Annotated in this window: 16 protein-coding genes and 3 pseudogenes; 14 read left to right on the forward strand and 5 right to left on the reverse strand. The window is 60.9% G+C overall.

Features of this window, described 5'->3' with window-relative positions; translation table 11 throughout:
* Nucleotides 1–134 precede the first annotated feature (134 nt).
* Nucleotides 135–2,240 carry a TonB-dependent receptor PqqU gene (pqqU, locus tag AB1E37_RS11375; RefSeq protein ID WP_004189794.1) on the reverse strand — a complete coding sequence of 702 codons (2,106 nt, stop codon included), beginning with the start codon at nucleotides 2,238–2,240 and terminating at the stop codon, nucleotides 135–137.
* Nucleotides 2,241–2,498: 258 nt separating this feature from the next.
* On the opposite strand from pqqU, the gene AB1E37_RS11380 reads away from it, so the two are divergent.
* Nucleotides 2,499–3,560, forward strand: a complete 1,062-nt coding sequence (locus AB1E37_RS11380) for a YncE family protein (protein WP_004898548.1) — start codon at nucleotides 2,499–2,501, stop codon at nucleotides 3,558–3,560.
* A gap of 168 nt (nucleotides 3,561–3,728) precedes the next feature.
* Complete coding sequence (locus AB1E37_RS11385; protein ID WP_002906779.1) at nucleotides 3,729–3,950, forward strand: YgdI/YgdR family lipoprotein; 222 nt, start codon at nucleotides 3,729–3,731, stop codon at nucleotides 3,948–3,950.
* Between the two features lie 50 nt (nucleotides 3,951–4,000).
* On the opposite strand, the gene ansP is transcribed toward AB1E37_RS11385, so the two are convergent.
* Nucleotides 4,001–5,455, reverse strand: a complete 1,455-nt coding sequence (gene ansP / locus AB1E37_RS11390) for an L-asparagine permease (RefSeq protein WP_002906778.1) — start codon at nucleotides 5,453–5,455, stop codon at nucleotides 4,001–4,003.
* Nucleotides 5,456–5,644: 189 nt separating this feature from the next.
* Nucleotides 5,645–6,532: a LysR family transcriptional regulator gene (locus tag AB1E37_RS11395; protein WP_032447624.1), complete on the reverse strand. Its 888-nt coding sequence runs from the start codon at nucleotides 6,530–6,532 to the stop codon at nucleotides 5,645–5,647.
* 273 nt (nucleotides 6,533–6,805) lie between these two features.
* Here AB1E37_RS11395 and AB1E37_RS11400 point away from each other — a divergent pair, with 273 nt between their 5' ends.
* The 10 genes and pseudogenes from AB1E37_RS11400 (at nucleotide 6,806) to pptA (ending at nucleotide 15,958) form a co-directional block, all read left to right on the forward strand.
* On the forward strand, nucleotides 6,806–7,357 hold the full coding sequence (locus AB1E37_RS11400) for an adenylate kinase (protein ID WP_004180132.1): 552 nt from the start codon (nucleotides 6,806–6,808) through the stop codon (nucleotides 7,355–7,357).
* A gap of 91 nt (nucleotides 7,358–7,448) precedes the next feature.
* Entirely contained in the window at nucleotides 7,449–8,456 is a 1,008-nt protein-coding gene (locus AB1E37_RS11405) for an MsnO8 family LLM class oxidoreductase (protein ID WP_004898544.1), read from the forward strand.
* On the forward strand, nucleotides 8,446–9,567 hold the full coding sequence (locus AB1E37_RS11410; RefSeq protein ID WP_004180131.1) for a M20 peptidase aminoacylase family protein: 1,122 nt from the start codon (nucleotides 8,446–8,448) through the stop codon (nucleotides 9,565–9,567). The genes AB1E37_RS11405 and AB1E37_RS11410 overlap by 11 nt, the downstream gene beginning before the upstream one ends.
* A gap of 24 nt (nucleotides 9,568–9,591) precedes the next feature.
* Nucleotides 9,592–11,855: pseudogene (locus AB1E37_RS11415) on the forward strand (NtaA/DmoA family FMN-dependent monooxygenase).
* 11 nt (nucleotides 11,856–11,866) lie between these two features.
* On the forward strand, nucleotides 11,867–12,376 hold the full coding sequence (locus AB1E37_RS11420) for a GNAT family N-acetyltransferase (protein ID WP_002906702.1): 510 nt from the start codon (nucleotides 11,867–11,869) through the stop codon (nucleotides 12,374–12,376).
* Nucleotides 12,377–12,385: 9 nt separating this feature from the next.
* On the forward strand, nucleotides 12,386–13,312 hold the full coding sequence (locus AB1E37_RS11425; RefSeq protein WP_004184216.1) for an amino acid ABC transporter permease: 927 nt from the start codon (nucleotides 12,386–12,388) through the stop codon (nucleotides 13,310–13,312).
* Entirely contained in the window at nucleotides 13,296–14,075 is a 780-nt protein-coding gene (locus AB1E37_RS11430; protein ID WP_002906697.1) for an amino acid ABC transporter ATP-binding protein, read from the forward strand. The genes AB1E37_RS11425 and AB1E37_RS11430 overlap by 17 nt, the downstream gene beginning before the upstream one ends.
* 38 nt (nucleotides 14,076–14,113) lie before the next feature.
* Nucleotides 14,114–14,965 (forward strand): transporter substrate-binding domain-containing protein, encoded by an 852-nt coding sequence (locus tag AB1E37_RS11435; protein ID WP_367777086.1) that lies wholly within the window; start codon nucleotides 14,114–14,116, stop codon nucleotides 14,963–14,965.
* 77 nt (nucleotides 14,966–15,042) lie between these two features.
* Nucleotides 15,043–15,660, forward strand: coding sequence for a glutathione S-transferase family protein (locus tag AB1E37_RS11440; protein WP_004898537.1), 618 nt, complete (start codon nucleotides 15,043–15,045; stop codon nucleotides 15,658–15,660).
* A gap of 70 nt (nucleotides 15,661–15,730) precedes the next feature.
* On the forward strand, nucleotides 15,731–15,958 hold the full coding sequence (gene pptA, locus AB1E37_RS11445; RefSeq protein WP_004898536.1) for a tautomerase PptA: 228 nt from the start codon (nucleotides 15,731–15,733) through the stop codon (nucleotides 15,956–15,958).
* A 39-nt stretch (nucleotides 15,959–15,997) separates the two neighbouring features.
* On the opposite strand, the pseudogene AB1E37_RS11450 reads toward pptA, so the two are convergent.
* Both AB1E37_RS11450 and AB1E37_RS11455 read right to left on the reverse strand, forming a co-directional pair.
* A pseudogene (locus AB1E37_RS11450) lies at nucleotides 15,998–16,096 on the reverse strand (hypothetical protein); the annotation flags it as partial.
* Nucleotides 16,097–16,258: 162 nt separating this feature from the next.
* A pseudogene (locus AB1E37_RS11455) lies at nucleotides 16,259–16,978 on the reverse strand (flavin reductase family protein); the annotation flags it as partial.
* Between AB1E37_RS11455 and AB1E37_RS11460 the strand changes: the two are divergent.
* Together AB1E37_RS11460 and AB1E37_RS11465 are read left to right on the forward strand one after the other, a co-directional pair.
* A complete protein-coding gene (locus AB1E37_RS11460; RefSeq protein ID WP_004189827.1) occupies nucleotides 16,875–17,579 on the forward strand; it encodes an ABC transporter ATP-binding protein in 705 nt (234 codons plus the stop codon). The pseudogene AB1E37_RS11455 and the gene AB1E37_RS11460 overlap by 104 nt on opposite strands.
* Nucleotides 17,576–18,544 carry an ABC transporter substrate-binding protein gene (locus AB1E37_RS11465; RefSeq protein WP_016530099.1) on the forward strand — a complete coding sequence of 323 codons (969 nt, stop codon included), beginning with the start codon at nucleotides 17,576–17,578 and terminating at the stop codon, nucleotides 18,542–18,544. The genes AB1E37_RS11460 and AB1E37_RS11465 overlap by 4 nt, the downstream gene beginning before the upstream one ends.
* The last annotated feature ends 6 nt before the right edge of the window (nucleotides 18,545–18,550 follow it).

Consider the following 18,550-nt stretch of genomic DNA (forward strand, 5'->3'; position numbering starts at 1 on the left):
TGACTATATGACTACGAAGGGGGTGGAGTGTCAAGCGCGGGTGGTTGGCGGGTGTCCGCCTGGCGGTGGAATAGACGGTAAGGAAAAGCGCTTCGCCCGCCGATCGCGAGAGGCATCGGCGGGGAAGGGGCGTGTTATTCGAAGCGCCAGGCGAGGTTCAGGCCGATGCCGTAGTTACGTCCCGGGGCAGGCTCGTAGTAACGCCCGTTAGACTCGTTAACGATGACAGACCCGACGTACTCCCGGTCGAACAGGTTGTCGATGCGACCGAACAGATCCATATCCATCCTGCCGTAGCTCCATTTATAGCCAGTCGTCAGGCCAACCACCGTCCAGGAGGGCGCTTTGGCGGTGTTTTCGTCATTGGCCATGATATCGCTCATATAGCGTATATCGCTCCCGGCGTACCAACCTTGCTCCGGCTGATAGCCAAAGGAGGCGTAGCCCATATTGCGCGCGATCCCCGGAATGCGATTGCCATTGCAGCTGGCGTCGTCGCAGACGTTAGTGCGATAGGTCGCGTCCAGCCAAGTCCAGGCCGCCTTCAGACGCCAGCTCTCGCCAAACTGCTGATCCAGCCCCAGCTCCATCCCCTGACGGCGGGTCTTGCCGGCGTTTTTATAACTGGTGCGCCCGCCGCTGCTGCTGTCGACCACAATCTCATTATCGGTATTGGTCTGGAACAGGGCGGCGGTGAACAGCCCATTGCCGATCCGCGTCTTGCTGCCGATCTCCACCGTGTCGTTGGTGGAGGGTTTCAGGCCGAAGTTGAGGCCGCTCTGGTTATCGGAGCGGTAGGAGAGTTCGTTAATGGTTGGCGTCTCGAAGCCGCGGCCGGCGGAAAGATAGACGTTCCACGCGTCGGTCAGGGCATATTTCAGCGAGCCCGCGGGCAGCCATTTGTGATAGCTGGCATCACCGCTGTCATCGCCATTGCCTGGGGTGATGTAGTAGTCGTTCGAGTCGAACCATACCGAGCTGTAGCGAACCCCGGCATCGAGCGAGAGTTTGTCAGTGAGCTGCCACTGGGTCTGCAGGTAGGGGTCGACGTTCCACATCAGGTTGCGTTCGTTACGGCGCAGCGCGCCCTGTTCGCCATACTGCGGCGCGCCGTTGACCATCACAAAGTTTTCATACCCTTTGCGCCGCTCGCTCATGTTCTCGTAGTCGAGACCGGCGGTGAGCGTGACGGGCACCAGCAGCTCTCCGCGATGGGTCAGCCGGGTATCAATCCCCTGGTAGTGACGGGTAAGGTCGATCACCCCGCCGGCATGGCTCGGCTTCAGCTGCGGCGCGCGCGGGATCGACTGGAACTGAGTGGTTTCACGTTCTCCAGCGTACATCATAACGCTGAGATCGTCCTGGGCACTGAGCTGGCGCTCATAGCGCAGGCCGGCCTGGGTCTGTCGGGTATTCTTGCGGGTATTATACTGGTCGCCGCGCGGTGACTGGCGCGGGTTATCGCGCCATTCATCGGCGGTCAGGCCACCGGCGTCATTGGCTTTGATATCCACGCTATTCAGCAGCAGAGTCAGCTTACTGACGTCGTTGATGCGCACCCCCAGCCGGGCGTTCGCCAGATTTTTGCGCGCGCCGCTGTGATCGCGATAGCCATGGGTGGTGAAGCGATTGGTTGAGACCGTGTAATCCACATCGCCTGCGTGGCTGCCGTCGCCAACGGCGCCAGTGGCTTTCATCCCGTAGTGCCAGGTGCCGAAGCTGCCATAGTAGCTGCTGGCTTCCACGGTGGGCGGCTGGGTGCCGGTCTGGCTGGTGACGTTGATCACCCCGCCGGACGAGTTACCGTACAGGGCAGAGAAGGGGCCGCGCAGCACCTCAATGGTGTCAACGCTGCCGATATCAATATTTGAGGTCTGCCCCTGGCCGTCGGGCATGGTGGCCGGAATGCCATCCACATAGATGCGCAGTCCGCGCACGCCATAGGTTGAGCGCGAGCCAAAGCCGCGAATCGACAGCTGCAGATCCTGGGCATAGTTTTGCCGGTTCTGCACCTGCAGGCCCGGCACGGCGCCCAGCGATTCAGAGAGATTGACGCGCGGCGCGGCCTGGCGCATCTCATCCCCATTCACCACGCTGACGGCGGCGGGGGTATCCAGTTCAGAAACCGTGGTTGGCGCGGCGGTCACCACCATGGTTTGTTCATCAGCGGCCTGGGCTGCGGCAATGAGCGGCAAGAGCAGGGCCGGGAGGGCGACGTGACGCACGGACAGGATTTTCATCGATAATACTCAAAGACGAACCAAATGGAACATATGTATATATGTTACCTCGTTTGTAAAATATTTGAAAATTATTAACTGCTGCTGGTTAACGGATAGTGCTCGCCAGGCATGAATTTACCGCACAACAACAATTAACGCTCCACTTTGATATAAATAATGATTACTATTCGCATTCAAAAATAAGGGTAAAGCCAGGACTTTACCGCCGGAAGCGATGTCGGGTCAGCACATACTGGTTTATCAAAGGGAGTCGTCATGTCATTACGTCATTTTGCCGCGCCGCGTCTGCGCCATTCACTGCTCGTCACTTCTCTGCTGCTGGCAGGCAGCTTTAGCGCCCACGCCGCGGAAGAGATGCTGCGCAAGGCCGTCGGAAAAGGGGCCTACGAAATGGCCTACAGCCAGCAGGAGAATGCGCTGTGGGTCGCCACATCACAGAGTCGTTCGCTGGACAAAGGCGGGGTGGTTTACCGTCTTGACCCCGCCACCCTCGACGTGACGCAGATTATTCACAACGATCTGAAGCCGTTCGGCGCCGCTATCAACCATGCCACCGGCACGCTGTGGTTTGGCAATACCGTCGACAGCACTGTCACCGCTATTGACGCCAAAACCGGCGCCGTGAAGGGGCGCCTGGTGCTGGACGAGCGTCAGCGCAGCGAAACCGTGCGTCCGCTGCAGCCGCGCGAGCTGGCGGTCAATGAGCAGACCAACACGGTCTACATTACCGGTCTGGGCAAAGAGAGCGTGATTTGGGTGGTAGATGGCGCAACCCTGAAGCTGAAAACGACCATTACCGGCACCGGGGCAATGGCGACGGGTCTGGCGATCGATCCGCAGGCTAAGCGTCTGTATACCACCAACGCCGATGGCGAACTGCTGACCATCGACAGCGAGAGCAACACGATTGCGTCGCGCAAAAAATTGCAGGATGACGGCAAAGCGCATTTCTATCTTAACCTGAGTCTCGATACCGCCGGCCATCGTGCCTTTATTACCGACAGCAAGCAGCCGGAAGTGCTGGTGGTCGATACCCGCGACGGCAAGGTGCTGGAGAAAATCGCCGCGCCGGAGTCGCTGGCGGTGCTGTTTAACCCGGCGCGCAACGAAGCCTATGTGACGCATCGTAAGGCCGGGGAAGTCAGCGTTATCGACGGCAAGAGCTACAAGGTAGTGAAGACCTTTAAAACGCCGACTCACCCCAACAGCCTGGCGCTCTCCGAGGACGGCAAAACGCTGTACGTTAGCGTGAAACAAGCTTCCAGCCGTGAGAAAGAGGCCACCGCGCCGGACGATGTGATCCGCATCGCCCTGTAAGACCTCAGCGCGACGAAACCGGAAAACGGTGGTCGCGCTCCGCATGCCGCCGGGCCAGGCCCGGCGACTCACCCTCTGTTACAAACGCCTATTGGCCTGACAAACCAGATGGTTATACACTTAACCCTTTCCCGCCACGTGCGGGCAGTGGTAATCAGTGGAGATAAAATGAAAAAGCCATTCATGGTGATTTGCGCCGGCGCGATGCTGGCGCTGCTGGCAGGTTGTTCGTCAAACTACGTTATGACCACGAAGAGCGGTCAAACTATCGTTACCCACGGCAAGCCGCAGCTGGATAAAGAAACGGGGATGACCAGCTATATCGATGAGTCAGGTAATAAGCGGGAAATTAACAGCAGCGATGTGTCGCAGCTGGTTGAAGATAATTAAGTTCTGACCTCCCGGTTTGCCCGCGATGGACAAACCGGGAGTCCTGCCAGTTACTTCCTCAGCGTCGGCGCCGTGCTGTGAATCTCATGCACGCGTTTACGCACACCAAACCAGCCAGCCACCAGCAATACCGCCAGCAGCGGAATTGATCCTATGGTGTAGGTACCGTTCGGATAATCGAAGGCCATCAGCACCAGCACGCTGAACAGGAACAGCAGCGTCAGCCAGGAGGTGAACGGCGCCCCCGGCATTCTGAAGCTGACCTTTGCCGCTTTCCCTTCCTTGATCGCTTTGCGCAGACGCATCTGACACACCACGATAAAGCCCCAGGAGGCAATGATCCCCAGCGAGGCGACGTTGAGTACGATCTCAAATACCTGAGATGGCACCAGATAGTTGAGGAAAACCCCGACTACATATACCCCCAGCGTCGCCAGGATCCCGGCGTAAGGGACGTGGTGACGGCTCATCTTCGACATAAACTTCGGCGCGGAGCCTCCCATCGACATCGAGCGCAGAATACGCCCGGTACTGTAGAGACCCGAGTTAAGGCTGGAGAGGGCCGCGGTTAACACCACGATGTTCATCACGCTGCCGATATATGGCACGCCCAGCTTTGAGAAGAAGGTAACGAACGGGCTCTGTCCGGCCTGGTAGGCGTTCCACGGCAGAAGCAGCACCAGCAACACCACCGAACCGACATAGAACAGACCGATACGCCAGATCACGCTGTTGATGGCCTTCGGCACCATTGTCTCCGGATCCTTACACTCTCCGGCCGCGGTCCCCACCAGCTCGATGGAGGCGAAGGCGAAGACCACCCCCTGCACCAGCACCAGCGCCGGCAGGAGGCCGTGCGGGAAGAAGCCGCCGTTATCGGTGATCAGATGGAAGCCGGTGGCATTGCCGTCCAGCGGCTTACCGGAGCCGAGGAAAATGGTGCCGACCACGAGAAAGGCGACGATCGCCAGCACCTTAACCAGCGCGAACCAGAACTCCATTTCGGCGAACCACTTCACGCCGATCATATTCATGGTGCCGACGATAGCCAGCGCGCCGAGGGCGAAGACCCACTGCGGCACATCGCCAAACGCGCCCCAGTAGTGCATATACAGCGCCACGGCGGTGATATCGACAATCCCGGTCATCGCCCAGTTAACGAAGTACATCCAGCCGGCCACGTAAGCGGCTTTTTCACCGAGGAACTCCCTTGCATAAGAGACGAAGCTGCCGCTCGAGGGGCGGTGGAGGACCAGTTCGCCGAGGGCGCGAAGAATAAAGAAGGAGAAGATGCCGCAGACCAGATAGACCAGGGCGAGCGCTGGCCCTGCCATTTGTAAACGTGCCCCGGCGCCGAGGAACAAACCGGTACCGATAGCGCCGCCGATGGCGATCATCTGTACCTGACGGTTGCCCATCGCTTTGTGATAACCCGCTTCATGTGAGTTAAGCCAGTGGCGTTTTGCAGCATGATGCTCCGCTGCATTTTCGTGTTTCGTATTCATTGATGTATCAGTTTCCTGTCAATGCCCATGTTTGCAGCCGGAATGGAGGACGGCTGGCACATTATGCTGGCTTTCTCATCATTCTGACGTAGGAGATAAGCTCAGACATGGCGCTGAATCCTACACGTAACCTAATAGTTACGCACCTAAAACATTTACCGAGAGCATTTGACAGATTTATCAATGAGATCAGCGTCGCAGAGTTTCCAGTAACAGCGTGAAAGCGCTGGTATGCTGGCGCCGGCTGGGGTAATAGAGATGGTAGCCGGGGAAGGCGGGGGTCCACTCCGCCAGCACCCGCACCAGCTGGCCGCTGGCTAAGGCCTCCGCCACGCAGTCATCCGGCACGTAGGCCAGCCCGAGGCCCGCCTCCGCCGCGTCGATGCGCTGCGGCAGGCTGTTGAGGATCAGCTGTCCCTCCACCCGCACCTGAATCTCCCGGCCATCGCGGGCAAATTCCCAGGCGTAAAGTCCCCCTCGTGTCGGCAGGCGCAGATTGATACAGCGATGTTGGGCAAGATCCCAGGGCGTTTGCGGCGTACCGGCCCGCTGCAGATAGGCCGGCGAACCCACCACCGCCATCCGCATATCCGGGGCGATGCGCACGGCAATCATGTCTTTTGCCACCTGTTCGCCGAGACGCACCCCGGCGTCGAAGCGGTCACCCACGATATCCGTGAGCCCATTATCAACAGTGATTTCGATGTTAATATCAGGATATTGCAGCATAAATGGCTTTAGCGCCGGCCAGAGTACCGCGCTGGCGGCATGCTCCCCGGCGGTAATGCGCAGGTTGCCCGCCGGGCGTTCTCGGGTGTCGCGCAATGCAGCCAGGGCCTGCTCGATCTCTTCCAGATGCGGACCGAGGCGCTGAATCAGTCGCTCGCCCGCTTCGGTCGGCACCACGCTGCGGGTGGTGCGGGTCAACAGCCGGACATCGAGCCGCGTTTCGAGATGGCGCATGGCATGGCTGAGCGCCGACTGCGACACGCCAAGCTGGGCCGCCGCGCGGGTAAAGCTGCGTTCACGCGCCACCACCATAAAGGAGAGCAGATCGTTTACGTTCTCTTTTAGCATAATCTTTCCGGATTGATGAATACTGCTCACAGGTACGCAGAGTGTATGCCCGGCCTGAGGATTGTGCCAGCCTGATGGCCGGACGCAGTGGAGCAGAATGGTTATGGCGGATGATTTATTCCTCTGTGCAGGGCAGGTATTGTAGTAGGCCCAAAAAACGCCAGCGCCAGGTGAACCGACATTCGCTGGCGCGGCATGACCGGGGGGACGGCAGCCTGAAAGATGATTCAAGAGTATCGCCAGGCAGAGTCTGGTAACCGGGGAGAAACAGAGATGAATATCAACGTGGTCGGCACCAGCGGCTCAGGCAAATCCACTTTGGCCCGGCGCCTGGCGCACAGGCTGGAATTACCCTGGATCGAGCTCGATCGCCTGTACTGGCGGCCGAACTGGCAGGGCGCGCCGGATGAGGCATTTTTCGCCGCCATTGCCGCCGCGACGGCCACGCCGGGCTGGGTGCTGGATGGCAATTACAATCGCAGCCGCAGCGTTAAATGGCGTGCGGTGGATTTGGTGATCTGGGTAGATTATGGTTTCTGGCGCACGCTGCGCCAGGCGGTATGGCGGGCGGCGAGCCGGGCGTGGCGACATCAGGAGCTGTGGCCGGGCACGGGCAACTGCGAGAGTTTTCGCCGTTCGTTCTGCAGCCGGGAATCCATCATCCTCTGGACGCTGAAAACCTGGCGGCAGCATCGCCGACGCTATCTGGCCGATATGCAGGATCCGCAATATCGTCATATTCGCTTCGTCCGGGTGCGCAATCCGCGGCAGGCCGAGGCGCTGCTCCGCGAGCTGGAAGCGCAGCGTTCAGCCGGGCATATCTAATTTTCAGCAGTACACATGTGAATTAATTGTTTCTCAATAGTTAGCAGAGATTTTAATAATGCAGGCACGTACTTTCATATGAGCCTGCGAAATGTCTTATCGAATCAGTATTCTGGATAAAAGTCCGCTTGCCGCCGGGGAAACCGCCGCGCAGGCGCTGGCGCGTACATTAACGCTGGCGCAACACGCCGAAGCCTGGGGCTACCACCGCTTCTGGGTCGCTGAACACCACAATACCGATCAGCTGGCGAGCCCCTCGCCGGAGCTGGTTATCGCCTGGCTGCTGGGCCACACCCGGCGGATCCGTCTTGGGTCCGGCGGCGTCATGCTCCAGCACTATAGCCCCTATAAGGTCGCGGAAAACTTTAACCTGCTGGCCGCCCTCGCGCCGGGCCGCATCGATCTCGGGGTCGGCAAGGCGCCTGGCGGCCTGCCGCTCTCCACCCGCGCCCTGCAGCAGGGCCTGCATCAAGAGGAGAAAGGGACCTTTGCCGATCAGCTGGCGCAGCTGGATAACTGGCTGTCGCTGACTGAGCCCGGGGGAGAGGAGAGCCTACGCGCCACGCCGATCCCGCCGCGCCGGGCAGACGGTTTTCTCCTCGGCGCCAGCCTGGAGAGTGCTGAACTGGCCGCCCGCCTTGACTGGAACTTTGTCTTTGCCGCCCATCTCAATGGCGACAGCGCGCTGCGCCGTGCCGTGTTCAACCGCTGGCGCGAGCTCAGCCCGCGTGAGGCGATGGTCGCCGTCCAGGTGGTGGTCGCTGACGATTCGGCCACCGCCGCCGCGCTGGCGCAGCAGGTCGAGGTGTGGGGCGTCGAGCTGGAGAACGGCCAGCGGGTGACCGTCGGCAGTGAGGCGCAGGCCGTCGCTTTTGCCCGCCAGGCCGGCAGCCGACCGACGCGCATTGCCCGCCGTGAATCTTCGCTGATCTCCGGTACTCCCGAACAGGTTAAAGCCCGGCTTGACGCGCTGCAGGCGGAAGAACAGTTGGATGAACTCATCATTGATACCCCCATTAGCGACGGGCCAGCGCGCCTGCACTCCCTGCGCCTGCTGGCGCAGGCTCACTACGGCAAGGAGGTGCTGAATGTCCTTTGAACAACAACTGATTAGCTGGCGGCGCGAGCTGCACCAGAACCCGGAGCTCTCCCTGCAGGAGGTGGCCACCACCGCGCGGATCCGCGACTGGCTGCAGAGCGGCGGGCTGACCCTGCTGCCCTACGATCTGAAAACCGGGCTGGTCGCCGAAGTCGGCAGCGGCGACAAGGTGATTGCCCTGCGGGCGGACATCGACGCGTTGCCCATCGAGGAGGCGACCGGTCTGCCTTACCGCTCGCAGAATCAAGGGGTAATGCATGCCTGCGGCCACGATATTCACACCAGCGTGATGCTGGGGGCGGCGCTGCTGCTGAAGGAGCGGGAAGCGGAACTCCCGGGGCGGGTGCGGATCCTGTTTCAGCCGGCGGAGGAAAATTTTGGCGGCGCGAAAACCCTGATCCGCGCCGGGGCGCTGGAGGAGGTGTCGGCGATCTTCGGCATGCACAATGAGCCCGGCCTGCCGGTGGGCGAATTTGCCACCCGCGGCGGCGCGTTCTACGCCAACGTCGACCGCTTCGTCTTCAAAGTGACCGGGAAGGGGGCGCATGCCGCCCGCCCACATGAAGGAAGGGATGCGATCCTGCTGGCCAGCCAGCTGGTGACGGTGCTGCAGAGCGTGGCCAGCCGGGAAGTGAACACCCTCGACTCGGTGGTGCTCAGCGTGACGCGGATCCAGGGAGGCAATACCTGGAACGTGCTGCCGGAGAGCGTCGAGCTGGAGGGGACGCTGCGCACCCACAGCAGTGAAGTGCAGCAGCGGGTCAAGGCCCGGGTCAGCGAGATTGCCGCCGGTTTCGCCAGCGCCTTTGGCGCGCAGATTGACGTCTTCTGGTACGCCGGCCCGACGGCGCTGGTCAACGACGCCCGCTGGGCCGATTTCGCCAGCGAGGTGGCAGCCCAGGCCGGGTATCGCACCCACCATGCCGATCTGCATCTCGGTGGCGAAGATTTTGCGGTCTATCTTCAGCATATTCCCGGGGCGTTCGTCAGCATCGGCAGCGCCAGCGAATATGGTTTGCACCATCCGGCATTTAATCCGGATGAACGGCTGATTGCGCCCGCGGCGCACTATTTCGCCCGTCTCGCGGAAGAAGCGTTACAACACATTTAACGAATGACAGGGGAAGGGGTAGCTATGTCTGAAAATCGACAATTGCGTCTGGGAACCATATTGCATGGCGCATCGGGAAATATGTCCGCCTGGCGTCATCCGGCGGCCCAGGCGGACGCCAGTATTAATTTTGATTTCGTCACCCAGACGGCGCTAAAAGCAGAAGCGGGGAAGCTGGATTTTATTTTTGTCGCCGACGGTTTATATATTAACGAAAAATCGATTCCCCATTTTTTAAATCGCTTCGAACCCTTAACGGTACTTTCCGCGCTGGCCGCGATCACCCGGCGACTGGGGCTGGTGGGGACCTTATCGACTTCGTACAGCGAGCCGTTTACCACCGCCCGCCAGTTCGCCAGCCTTGACCATTTAAGCCAGGGACGGGCGGGGTGGAACGTGGTCACTTCCCCGCTGGAGGGGTCGGCGAAAAACTTCTCCCGGGCCCAACATCCGGATCATGCGCTGCGCTATCGCATTGCCGATGAATACCTGCAGGTGGTGAAAGGCTTATGGGATTCATGGGAAGAAGATGCCTTTGTGCGCAATAAGGAGACTGGCCAGTTCTTTGATAAAAATAAACTGCATACGCTCGACCACCACGGCGATTTCTTTAAAGTCGCCGGGCCACTAAATATTGCCCGCACGCCGCAGGGCCGACCGATTATTTTCCAGGCCGGCGCGTCGGATGACGGCAAAAAATTAGCCGCGCGCCACGCCGATGCCATTTTTACTCATCAGGACTCGCTGGCCGAGGCGCAGGCATTTTATCGGGATGTCAAAAGCCAACTCGCCGCATATCAGCGCAGTCCGGACCAACTGCATATCTTCCAGGGCGTCAGCGTCATCGTCGGAGATGACGCCGAGGACGCGGAGCGGCAGTACCAGACCACCGCGGCGTTGGTCTCCATCGAAGATGCGCTGAATTATCTCGGGCGCTATTTCGAACACCACGATTTCTCGCAGTACCCGCTCGACGAACCTTTCCCGGATATTGGCGACCTCGGACAAAACAGCTTCCGCAGCACCACCGACGAGATTAAACGTCACGCCCGCGAGCGGGGCTTAACCCTGCGCCAGGTGGCTCTGGAGGCAGCCAGCCCGCGTCCGCGCTTTACCGGCACCGCCAGCGATGTCGCTGATGGCCTGCAACTGTGGTTCGAGCAGCACGCGGCGGACGGCTTCATTATTCAGGGCGGCACGCCGGAAACCTTCCCGCGCTTTGTGGATGAGGTGGTTCCGCTGTTACAGGCGCGCGGACTGTTCCGTCGCGACTATCCGGGCACCACCCTGCGGGAAAGTCTGGGTCTGGCGCTACCCGCTAATCAATTCCAAAAATAATAAAAGAGAATCACGCTATGCAGAAAACAACACTCTTGCTGGCCGTCGCGTTGGCATTTAGCGCCTCATCGTGGGGTCAGGACGTCAAGATCAATGGCACCGGAGTGAGCCTGGAGGCCAACAAAACGCCGATTCATACAGCGAAAAATCCGCAGGCCATTGCCCTGTTGCCGCAAGATCTGCATCTGGCGGTGCCGGGGAAATTCACCGTCGCGGTGGCGGCCCTGAACTCTCCGCCGCTGACGGTCTTTGCCGATGACAACAAAACCCTGCTCGGCAGCGAGGCGGATATCGCCCGGCTGGTGGCGGAGAGCCTCGGGCTGGAAGTAAACGTGGTTCCCACTTCATGGGAAGACTGGCCGCTGGGCGTCACCTCCGGCAAATATGATGCCGCGATCAGCAATATTACCGTCACCAAAGAGCGGAAAGAGAAGTTCGATTTCGCCACCTACCGCAAAGACTCGCTGGGCTTCTACGTCAAAAGCACCAGCCCGCTGAGCAAGATTGACAAAGCGGAAGATATCGCCGGGCTAAAGATTATTGTCGGCTCCGGCACCAACCAGGAGGCGATCCTGCTGGCGTGGAACGCGGAGAACGTCAAGAAGGGGCTGAAGCCGTTTATCCCGGTCTACACCAAGGATGATGCCGCCCAGACGCTGGCCCTGCAGACCGGACGAGCCGACGCCTTCTTCGGCCCCAACGTGATTGGCGCGTGGAAGGCGGCGCTGACCGGCAAAACCAAACTGGTGGGCAGCGTCGATGGCGGCTGGCCAAAAGCGGCGCACATCGCGGTAACGCTGAAAAAAGACAGCGGGCTGGTGAATGCCGTCCAGGCGGCGCTGAACGGGGCTATCGCCAGCGGGGACTACGCCAAAGTGCTTAACCGCTGGGGCGAAGGGGTGGAAAGCATTCCGCAATCGGAAATCAATCCGCCCGGACTGGGCGACTGACAGGAGGCGCGATGAGCGAAGCATTCCGCGATATTTCTCCGGAGGCTCCGGAGCTGCAGCCGATTATTAGCGGGCTGTTTGCCGAATATGCCGCCCGCTACGGCGACTATTTTTCCCGCGATGCGGAAGTGGAGTTAAGTGAGTGGTATGTGCCGCCGCAGGGGCTGTTTATTGTCCTTGAGCGTGAGGGCGAAATTATCGCCACCGGCGCGTATAAGCCGAAGGATCGCCACACCGCAGAGATCAAACGTATCTGGACGCACCGCCGTCTGCGCCAGCAGGGGCTGGCGGCGAAGGTGGTCCAGGAGCTGGAACGACGGGCGGTGCTGGCCGGGTACAGCCATATCTACCTGACCACCGGTTTCCGTCAGCCGGAGGCGGTAAAGCTCTATCTCAGCCAGGGGTATGAGGCGCAGTTTGACCTCACGCGAGACCCGGAAGAGTACAGTCAGCCGCCGTACGATGGCCGGCTGCGGTTCACTAAAGCGCTGGCGGTGAGCGCCTACAGCCACAGCGCCTGAGGAGGCATTATGCATTCATCTGAAACGATCAAAGTGGTGCCGGCGCGCTATCCGCTGCGGGTGGTCGGGGCTCTGGTCGCCCTGCTGGTGCTGGCGGTGGTGATCCAGTCGGTGGCCTTTAACCCGCGCTGGGAGTGGGGCGTCTTCGCCCGCTGGTTCTTCGACCCGGTGATCCTCGAGGGGCTGGGGCAAACCCTGCTCCTGACCCTGCTCGGCACGGTGTTAAGCGTGATCTTCGGCGGCCTGCTGGCGCTGGCCCGTTTGTCCTCATCGTGGCTGCTCAGCAGTCTCGCCTGGGGCTATATCTGGCTGTTTCGCTCGCTGCCGCTGATTGTGGTGCTGATCATTCTCTATAACTTTTCCTATCTCTACGACACCCTGTCGCTGGGGATCCCGTTTACCGGCGTCACCTGGGCCAGCTATCAGACCATTAACGTGCTGGGGCAATTCTCCACGGCGGTGGTGGGCCTGACCCTGGTGCAGAGCGCCTATACCGCGGAGATTATTCGCGGCGGCTTTCTCGGCGTCGACCACGGGCAGTATGAAGCCGCCGCCGCGCTGGGGCTACCCGCCTGGCGGCGCACGTTGCGCATTATTCTGCCGCAGGCGCTGCGCACCATCCTGCCCTCCGGCTTCAACGAGATCATCAGTCTGGCCAAGGGAACGGCGATGGTGTACGTCCTGGCGATGCCGGAACTGTTCTACACCATCCAGATGATCTACAACCGTACCCAGGAGGTGATCCCGCTGTTGATGGTCGGCGCCGCCTGGTATCTGGCGATCACCAGCGTCCTCTCCGCCATTCAGTATCTGGTGGAACGGGGCCTGGCGCGCAGCGAGCGCCGCTCGGCGGTAAACAGCGCCCGCAGCAGCCGAACCACTCAATCCGCACGTCAAGCGCAGCCGCAGGAGGCCGTTCATGCCCAGCTCTCATAATGGCCATATCTCTATCACCGGGGTCAGCAAATACTATGGCCGCCACAAGGCGCTGGACGATGTGTCGCTGGAGATCCCCCCGGGCACGGTGACGGTGATCCTCGGCCCTTCCGGCTCGGGCAAGTCCACGCTGCTGCGCACCATAAATCACCTCGAACGGGTCGATGAGGGATTTATTCAGATTGACGGCGACTATATCGGTTATCGCCGCAAAGGCGACAAGCTGTATGAGATGAAAGAAAAGGAGATCCTCCGCCAGCGGATCAACGTCGGCTACGTGTTCCAGAACTTTAACCTGTTTCCGCACCTGACGGTGCTGGAGAACCTGATAGAGGCGCCGATCGCCCACCAGCAGGTCACGCGCAAAGAGGCCATTGCCCGTGCCTATGAACTGCTGGACGTCGTCGGACTGCGCAATAAAGCCGACGCCTGGTCGCGGCATCTCTCCGGCGGCCAGCAGCAGCGTATCGCCATTGCCCGGGCGCTGGCGCTGAACCCGCGGGTGATCCTGTTTGATGAGCCCACTTCGGCGCTGGATCCGGAGCTGGTGGGCGAGGTGCTGGATGTGATCAAAAAGCTGGCGCGATCGGGCACCACCCTGGTGGTGGTCACCCATGAGATTGGCTTTGCCCGCGAGGTGGCCGACCAGGTGGTGTTTATGGTCGACGGCAGGATCGTCGAGCAGGGCAGCAGCGACGAGGTGCTCAACCATCCGCAGCATCCGCGTACCCGGCAGTTTTTATCCAGGGTGCTGCCGTCATGAACAGAGCGCTAATGACCCTTGTTCTCAGCGCTTTTGCCATGAGCGCTTACGCGGCGCTGGAACTGCGCGCCAATGAGCAGCCATTGCCGGTCACCCGCGACCCGCAGGCGATAGCGAAAATTCCGCCGGGCTATCGCTTCGTCGAGCCGGGGACGCTAACGGTGGCGATCTCGGCGCTCAATTCGCCGCCGCTGGCCCTGCTGGCCAGCGACAACCGCACGCGGATCGGTAGCGACCCGGATATAGCCCGCCTGCTGGCCGGAAGCCTTGGCCTGAAGCTCAGGCTGGTGCCCACCGCGTGGGAGGACTGGCCGCTGGGCATCGCCTCCGGCCGCTACGATGTGGCGCTGATCAATATCGCGGTAACCGAGAAGCGCAAAGAGAAGTTCGATTTTGCGACTTACCGGGTGGACTCCCTGGCCTTCTCGGTGAAATCCACCAGCGATATCGCCGCGGTAAACGGACCCGCCGATCTCGCGGGGCGCAAAGTGATCGTCGGGTCCGGCACCAATCAGGAGCGGATCCTGCTGGGCTGGAACGAGGACAACCGCGCCGCCGGACGGCCGCAGGCCCAGCCGGTCTACCTGACCGATGATGCCTCCGGCAATCTCTATATCCAGTCCGGGCGGGCGGATATCTTTTTCGGCCCGCAGTCGGTGGCAGCCTATAAAGCGGCGCTTAACGGCCAGACCCGGGTGGTGGGCCTGGGGCCGAAAAAAGCGTGGGTGGCGACAACCACCAAAAAAGGCAACGGTCTGGTCTATGCCCTGCAGGCAGCCCTCGACGGGGCGATTGCCCGCGGTGAATATCAGCAGGTGCTGGCGCGTTGGGGGGAGCAGGGCGAAGCGGTGGCGCAGTCGGTGGTCAACCCGCCGGGGATAACCTACTAACCCCCAGTGGCATGGTGTGCCGGGTGGGTGAGCGGCAAATTTCTGCCTACACTTAGGCTTTACCCTGGAGGCCGACCATGATAACCGTTTATGGCGTGCCGGGATGGGGCTCGACGATTAGCGAGCTGATGCTCTCCCTGGCCGATATTCCCTACGAGGTGGTTGACGTGGAGGGCTTTGACCAGCCCGGTCCGGCGCGCGAGCGTCTGCGGCAGATTAACCCGCTGTGCCAGGTGCCCACCCTGAGGCTGGCCGACGGGAGCATCATGACCGAAACCGCCGCCATCGCGCTGATGATCCTCGACCAGCGTCCCGATCTGGCCCCCGCGCCGGGGACGCCACAGCGTCCGCAGTTTCAGCGCCTGCTGGTCTGGCTGGTGGCCAATGTCTATCCTACCTTTACCTATGCCGATTACCCGGAACGCTGGGCGCCCGCCGCCGCGGAGCAGCTGGTGGAGAATTGTCTCCAGTACCGGAAAAATCTCTATCTCTGGTTCGAACAGCAGCTGGCCGCCGGGCCGTGGGCGCTGGGCGCGTCGGTAACGTTGCTGGATTGCTATATCGCGGCGATGTACCGCTGGGGACCCCGCCAGGCGTGGTTTGACGACCACGCGCCAAAATTCGCCGCCATCGCCCGGGCGTTCTGTCAGCGACCGGAGCTGGCCGCGGCGCTACGCCGTAACAAGCTGATTTAACGCACGCGATGCCAACCATAACGGCCATTCTGTGGTAGCGTTATGGCTCTGATCACAAGGAGTCTTTGCTATGCCGCATGTTGATATTAAATGCTTTCCCCGTGAACTGACTGATGAACAAAAAACCGCGCTGGCCGCCGACATTACCGAGGTGCTGATCCGCCATCTGAACAGTAAAGAGGGCGCGGTCAGCGTCGCACTCACTCAGATTGAGCCGGACGCGTGGCAGGCGGTGTGGGACAGCGAGATCGCCCCACAGATGGCGCAGTTGATTAAGAAGCCGGGTTATAGCATGTAGTTGCCACTGGCGGGCATGATGTCCGCCAGTGACACTCGGTCAGAACCAAATCTCCGTCTGCACGCCGAAGTTCCATATCCCACCGGCGGTAAAGCCTTTGCTGCCGAAATCGTCGAGAACGGTTTATTCGTCGAGGGAGTTTGCCCGTACATGACGGCCGCTGGCGACAAAATTGCCGGTGCCAAGATGATGCAGGGTATTGAGCTTATCGTCGTCGAATTGCCAGCGTCCGGTGACGAACGCGCGCTCATCGGCGGCGGCAGAGACCACCTCTCCGAACAGGGTGTCGTACTGGGTCTGGGCCGCCGTCGCCGGCAGCAACCGGCACTCCATCCATGCCAGACATTTCTCCTCGATCAGCGGCAGCCCCAGCTCCGGACCGGTTACTACCGGGATCCCCCAGGCATTGAATTTGTCCTCATCGCGGCCGCTGACGCTGCCGACGGCGTAGGTCCAGCTGGCGGCTGCGACGCCGGGCACCACAATGCCGAAGGTGCCATTGCGCTCGATGATCTCCCGCGTCCAGGTGCTTTTATCCACCACGATAGCCACCCGCGGCGGGGCGAATTCCACCGGCATTGACCAGGCGGCGGCCATAACGTTGCGCCGGTCGGACGGGGCATCGTAGCTGGTGATCAAAATGGTTGGGCCGTGGTTGAGCAGACGGCTGGCGTACTGCAGTTCAACGTGGCGAAAGCGGCTCATAGGCGTTCCTTGAATAATGGGTCGGTTGGCAGGTAACACGTTAAGCCGCAATGAAAATGTAATCAATACGTCATCTCGTCTGACTATAGTCGCCAGCACTAAGTCCCAAAGAGGATCACAATATGTTGGCTCCCCTGATGCTATCCCAGGTGAGCGTGCCCCGTCGGATGTCGACCGCCGGGCTGGTCTCGCTGTCCCGAAAGGGAGGACGATGATGCGCACGCTGACCCCTATCACCCTGCAGGAGGTCTCTTTCGCCTTCGCAGAGACCCCTATTCTTGACCGCTTCACGTTGCATATCGAACCCGGCCGCATCGTGGCGCTACTGGGCCCTTCCGGCTGCGGCAAAAGCACGTTGCTGCGTCTGCTGGCCGGGCTGAGCGTGCCGGCCAGCGGCGAAATCCGCTTTGGCGACAGGCTGGTCGCCCGCGCAGGATGGGGATTGCCCCCGGAGCAGCGCGATATCGGCATGGTTTTTCAGGATTATGCCCTCTGGCCGCATATGAGCGTGGCGCAGAACGTCGCCTTTCCGCTGCGCATGCGCGGCGTCTCCCGCAGCGAACGCGAGCGCCGGGTCAGCGAGGCGCTGGCGCGGGTAGGCCTCAATGGCTTTGCCGAACGTAAGCCTTCAGGCCTCTCCGGCGGTCAGCAGCAGCGGGTGGCGCTGGCGCGGGCGATCGTCGCCGCGCCGCGGGTGCTGCTGTTTGATGAACCGCTCTCCAACCTGGACAGCGAACTGCGCGAATCGCTGTGTGGCGAAATGAGCCGCCTGCTGCGACAGCTCGGCATCACCGCCCTGTATGTCACCCATGACCGACGTGAAGCCGAGCTGTTAGCCGACCAGATTGTCTATTTATCCGCGGGCCGCGTGGCCGCTGTCCGCGCCGTTACGCCAACCTCAGGGGAAGTTGCATGAACACCGTTATGACCGTTAAGAAAGGAGTGGTACTCGCGATGGCTCTCTCCGCCATGATGCTCTCCAGCGCCCATGCGCTGACCGTTTACACCGCCGGACCCGGCTCGCTGGCGAAAAGCCTGGCCAGCGGTTTTGAACAACAGACCGGGGTGAAGGTGACCGTTTTTCAGGCCACCACCGGCAAAGTGATGGCCCGACTGGAGGCCGAGCAGGCCAACCCGCAGGCGGATGTACTGATCTCCGCCTCATGGGATACCGCCGAAGATCTGCACCAGCGGGGCTGGTTGTTGCCTTTTGCGAGCGTCAACGCCGACCAGGTACCGGCGAACCTGAAATCGGCGGACTATATCGCCCAGGGCGTCTCCGCCCTGGGTATTGTCTGGAACAGTAAAAGCGGCACCCCGGAACCGAAAGAGTGGCGGGATCTCACCCAGCCGGCGTTTAAAGACAAGGTGACAACCCCCGACCCGGCGCTCTCCGGCGCGTCGCTGGATTTGCTGATCGGGCTGCAAAACAGCATGGGCGACCAGGCCTGGCAACTGTTTGACGATCTGAAAAAGAACGGCATGGTAGTCAGCGGACCCAACGCCCAGGCGGTGACGCCGGTGATGCAGGGAGCGAAAGCGGCGGTGTTTGGCGCGGTGGATTATGTCTCCTACGGCAATATTCAGCAGGGCGAGTCGCTGAAGGTGATCTTCCCGGCCAGCGGAACGGTGATTGCCCCGCGCCCGATGATGATCCTCAAAACCAGCCAGCATCCCGGCGAGGCTAAAGCCTTTATCGATTACGTGCTGTCGCCGGAAGGTCAGGCGAAGGTCGCCGACGCCTGGCTGATGCCCGCCCGCCGCGACGTGGCGGCTAAACGTCCGCTACTGGACGCGCTGAAGGTGCTGCCCACCACCAGCGAGGGCAGCAGCGAGCGGGGCGCCGTGCTCGCCCGCTTCAGTCAGCTGTACGCGCAGTAATTGATC

Origin of the sequence: Klebsiella sp. Shm-1 (assembly GCF_040804525.1) — a bacterium.
Lineage (GTDB): Bacteria > Pseudomonadota > Gammaproteobacteria > Enterobacterales > Enterobacteriaceae > Klebsiella > Klebsiella pneumoniae.

Bases quoted from the DNA above. Each gene is read 5' to 3' on its own strand.
- pqqU (WP_004189794.1), bottom strand. From the start codon at position 2,240: ATGAAAATCCTGTCCGTGCGTCACGTCGCCCTCCCGGCCCTGCTCTTG.
- AB1E37_RS11380 (WP_004898548.1), top strand. From the start codon at position 2,499: ATGTCATTACGTCATTTTGCCGCGCCGCGTCTGCGCCATTCACTGCTC.
- AB1E37_RS11385 (WP_002906779.1), top strand. From the start codon at position 3,729: ATGAAAAAGCCATTCATGGTGATTTGCGCCGGCGCGATGCTGGCGCTG.
- ansP (WP_002906778.1), bottom strand. From the start codon at position 5,455: ATGAATACGAAACACGAAAATGCAGCGGAGCATCATGCTGCAAAACGC.
- AB1E37_RS11395 (WP_032447624.1), bottom strand. From the start codon at position 6,532: ATGCTAAAAGAGAACGTAAACGATCTGCTCTCCTTTATGGTGGTGGCG.
- AB1E37_RS11400 (WP_004180132.1), top strand. From the start codon at position 6,806: ATGAATATCAACGTGGTCGGCACCAGCGGCTCAGGCAAATCCACTTTG.
- AB1E37_RS11405 (WP_004898544.1), top strand. From the start codon at position 7,449: ATGTCTTATCGAATCAGTATTCTGGATAAAAGTCCGCTTGCCGCCGGG.
- AB1E37_RS11410 (WP_004180131.1), top strand. From the start codon at position 8,446: ATGTCCTTTGAACAACAACTGATTAGCTGGCGGCGCGAGCTGCACCAG.
- AB1E37_RS11420 (WP_002906702.1), top strand. From the start codon at position 11,867: ATGAGCGAAGCATTCCGCGATATTTCTCCGGAGGCTCCGGAGCTGCAG.
- AB1E37_RS11425 (WP_004184216.1), top strand. From the start codon at position 12,386: ATGCATTCATCTGAAACGATCAAAGTGGTGCCGGCGCGCTATCCGCTG.
- AB1E37_RS11430 (WP_002906697.1), top strand. From the start codon at position 13,296: ATGCCCAGCTCTCATAATGGCCATATCTCTATCACCGGGGTCAGCAAA.
- AB1E37_RS11435 (WP_367777086.1), top strand. From the start codon at position 14,114: ATGAGCGCTTACGCGGCGCTGGAACTGCGCGCCAATGAGCAGCCATTG.
- AB1E37_RS11440 (WP_004898537.1), top strand. From the start codon at position 15,043: ATGATAACCGTTTATGGCGTGCCGGGATGGGGCTCGACGATTAGCGAG.
- pptA (WP_004898536.1), top strand. From the start codon at position 15,731: ATGCCGCATGTTGATATTAAATGCTTTCCCCGTGAACTGACTGATGAA.
- AB1E37_RS11460 (WP_004189827.1), top strand. From the start codon at position 16,875: ATGATGCGCACGCTGACCCCTATCACCCTGCAGGAGGTCTCTTTCGCC.
- AB1E37_RS11465 (WP_016530099.1), top strand. From the start codon at position 17,576: ATGAACACCGTTATGACCGTTAAGAAAGGAGTGGTACTCGCGATGGCT.